At 51.4% G+C, this 3273-nt stretch carries 3 protein-coding genes and 2 pseudogenes; all 5 read left to right on the top strand.

Annotated elements, in window-relative coordinates:
• Nucleotides 1-274, top strand: a pseudogene (locus tag EO156_RS24110) (hypothetical protein); the annotation flags it as partial.
• A 54-nt stretch (nucleotides 275-328) separates the two neighbouring features.
• Nucleotides 329-820 carry a DUF4189 domain-containing protein gene (locus EO156_RS03510; protein WP_011051705.1) on the top strand — a complete coding sequence of 164 codons (492 nt, stop codon included), beginning with the start codon at nucleotides 329-331 and terminating at the stop codon, nucleotides 818-820.
• Nucleotides 821-1007: 187 nt separating this feature from the next.
• The gene (locus tag EO156_RS03505) at nucleotides 1008-1595 is read left to right on the top strand and encodes a lysozyme inhibitor LprI family protein (protein ID WP_230577963.1); all 588 of its coding nucleotides are present in this window, start codon (nucleotides 1008-1010) and stop codon (nucleotides 1593-1595) included.
• Nucleotides 1596-1639: 44 nt separating this feature from the next.
• Nucleotides 1640-2986, top strand: a complete 1347-nt coding sequence (locus tag EO156_RS24585; RefSeq protein ID WP_315850414.1) for a peptidoglycan-binding domain-containing protein — start codon at nucleotides 1640-1642, stop codon at nucleotides 2984-2986.
• A 75-nt stretch (nucleotides 2987-3061) separates the two neighbouring features.
• Nucleotides 3062-3273, top strand: a pseudogene (locus tag EO156_RS03495) (hypothetical protein); the annotation flags it as partial.

Raw genomic sequence — 3273 nt, 5'->3', positions numbered from 1 at the left:
GATCATCACCGCACCGCCGATGGCCGCTGCCTTCTTCCAGGGCACGCTGGGCCAGTTCACGGCGTATTCGGCGCTGGGGCAGCTGGATCGAGGCGGTCAGTCAGCTCCGGCTGCCGGGCGGCCTTATGAGCCGGGGGCGCCGGCTCCTGACACTAATAAAGGGAGGGATCAATTCAATCCGTCTGGACAGGGATCTAGGCAATCTCAATATGCAAATAACGATACCGACACTGCTCCTAGCGGAAGATTTGGTAAAGCTAATTCAACTTCCTGATCAGTTAGTCCATAAAGTTTCAGGTAGCTCATAAGGACTAGAATCGGGGGTTTTATGAAATTATTTATTTTACTAATTTTTCTGTTTAGTTCCTCAGCTGCCTGGGGACAGACTGCTTGCCCAAGCGGTGTGGCTCCTGGAAGCCCTCAGTGTGGGCCAGATTCTGGTACATCGAGAGGTGATATCCCTCAACCGCCTCCTAGGCCCACCGGTGAGTGGCTCAAAACATGGGGAGCCATTGCTAGCTCGGATAATGGAGACATCGGAAGTAGCACTGGCAAGCTTTCCGAGAATGAAGCCAGAGTGGAAGCCTTAAAGGTATGCTCAGACTTTGGAAATTCTGATTGCAAGGTGAATTTCACGTACAAGAATCAGTGTGTCGCTGTTGTGCAGGCTGCAAAGGGCCGGACTGGTGGGAAAATTATCAGTGCAGCAACTGAAGAGATAGCAAAAAAAGATGCTCTTGATGAATGTTTAAAAGAATCTGGTGCTAAGTGTTACGTCAGAGGTACGGATTGTTCCAAGCCATTTTTTAGGAAATTTTAATCCAAAAGCGTAAGATGGATTATTATTTAGAATAAATGGCTGGTTTTTAGTGTGAGCGCCATATTTATTCGGAAAAAATTATTTTATCTTTTTTAAAGTGAAGGTGTTGTCCTTGTATGGTTAGGTGTACTGATTTTCCTGATCCATTCTTTGAAGTGCTAGCTTGACCTAACTTGGCGGGGTTTTGATGCCTATTTTTTTCAGAAGGGTAAATCTGGTCTTCGCGGGAGCTGTGTTTTTATTTTTTGCAGCTTGCAAGCAAGAGTCCATGTCGGAAGTGGCTGATGACATTTCCAAGCACTCTCGAAATTTGGAGCAGAATGTAGATTCTGTGAGTCATGCTCAAGGTGCTGAAAGCATCACGGATAAGCAAGAGCGTATTGCCCGCCAACAAGATGAGCTCCTGGAGCAGGCACTTAACAGCGACCAGCAACGGCAGCGTGGTGACCTAGCGAAAGATATAAAGCTGCGATCTTCATACGTTCAATGCGTTAAAAATGCAGGCGCGGTCGTTCCGGCATTGATGGAGTGCAATAGTCAAGAATATGCTTATCAGGATGCTCGCCTGAATGCGGCTTATAAACGCCTCTTGAACAGATGGCCGGCAGAAAAGAAAGATCGGCTAAAGCAAGAGGAGCGCGATTGGATAAAGTGGCGGGACACACTTTGCAAATCGAATGGTGCGCTCGGTGGCGGGCAGGCGGAAGAATTGGAAGACACTTCTTGTAATTTGAATACAACCGCGCAACGCGCCGAAGAACTGGAGAAGCGCTAATCATCCGGTTTTATAATGAACTGGTCAAATGCGAGGGTTTAACGATGGCAACTATGGATGGATGGCATTTGGGTATGACGTCTGCGCGGCATGAAAGTGGTCGGCGCGGTGTAGAGACAATCTCTACGGGTAAGGGAGACCACGGCGGCGTTTCTTACGGGGCTTATCAGCTTTCCTCTAAATCAGGCACTCTACGAGAGTACTTGGATCAATCACGTTATGCAGGCGAGTTTGCAGGGCTGTCTCCTACGACAGATGCTTTTGACGCGAAGTGGACTCAGCTTGCGCGCATTGATGCTGCGTTCGGCCAAGATCAGCATGATTTTATCAAGAGTACACACTACGACAAGCAGGTCGCGGCTCTAAAAGCTGGTGGGCTAGATCTAAGTGATCGTGGAGCTGCTGTTCAGGACGCTATCTGGAGCACATCGGTGCAGTATCGCACCTTGACTCCATCGTTGTTTCGAAAAGGACTTGAGGAAAAGTTTGGCGACAATTATCAATTGTCTGATTTATCAGATAGGCAGATTGTTGAGGCATTACAAGACTACAAGTACTCTCATACTGAAACGTTGTTCAAAAGTTCTCCTACTCAATGGGATTCGCTACGTGATCGAGCGCTTGAGGAGAAACACGATTTAATTGGCTTAACTGAAGGTCGCCTACCTGCGCAAGGTAAATCGTCTGGATCCCAACGGTCTCCATCACCTCATGATGGCAAGTTGGAACAAGGCGAGCACGGCGAATCCGTGAAACAGTTGCAAGGCCAACTCGCTCAGCTCGGCGCAACCGGCCGCGACGGCAAGGCGCTGCAGGCCGATGGTGATTTCGGCGGCAATACCAAGTTCGCGGTGGAGCAATTCCAGCGCGCACATGGCCTGCAAGTCGATGGTGTAGTGGGGCAGCAAACACAGGCGGCACTCGGGAAAGCATTGTCGCAGCAGACGACCAAACACGCCGAGCAGAGCAGTGCTCAGGGTGTCCCTTCACATGCCACATCTGCTCCGTTGCTTTCCGATCCTCGCCACCCCGACAATGGCATGTTCGTCGGTACGGTAGGCAAGCTGGAGGCCTTGGGCGAGCGCGGTGGATTTTCCAACCGCAAGGAGCTGGAGCAGGCGGCCGGGCAGATCGTGTTCGAGGCCAAGGTGAGTGGTCTGCAGCGTATCGACAATGTGGTACCGAACAGGAGCGGCGACGGCTTCTTCGCGGTACAGGGCGAGATGACCGACCCGGCGATGCAGCGTGTGTTTGTGGATCGCAATCAAGCGCAGAACCAGCCGTTGGAACAGAGCAGCCATCAGGCGGCGGAGGAAAGCCAGCGCCAAGTCCAGCAAAATGCGCACCAAGCACAGCAAAACGTCGAGACACGCAGAGGCCCCAGCCTGTAAAGGCAGATAACGTTCGATGGATGGCCCCGGCACTGACCGGGGCCATTTTTTTTTTCGCAAGAGCGAAATGTATTGGCCAAGGAAGATCTCGCGATCGCCTCGTCGTTTTATTCGCAGCTGCCAGGTAACTGGCGCTTCCGTACGCGCATCGCCAACCTGAGTTCGCTGAACTTCCTCGGGTTGTCGCCGCTGCACAATTTTGCCCAGGGCAAGCAGCACAACAATCCATGGGGCGACTGCGTCACCACCCTGCAGACAACCAATGGGCAGCCGTACTACTTCAACTT

The organism is Xanthomonas sp. DAR33341, assembly GCF_003992815.1.
Lineage (GTDB): Bacteria > Pseudomonadota > Gammaproteobacteria > Xanthomonadales > Xanthomonadaceae > Xanthomonas > Xanthomonas cissicola.
This window is presented reverse-complemented; position numbering and strand designations above follow the sequence as displayed.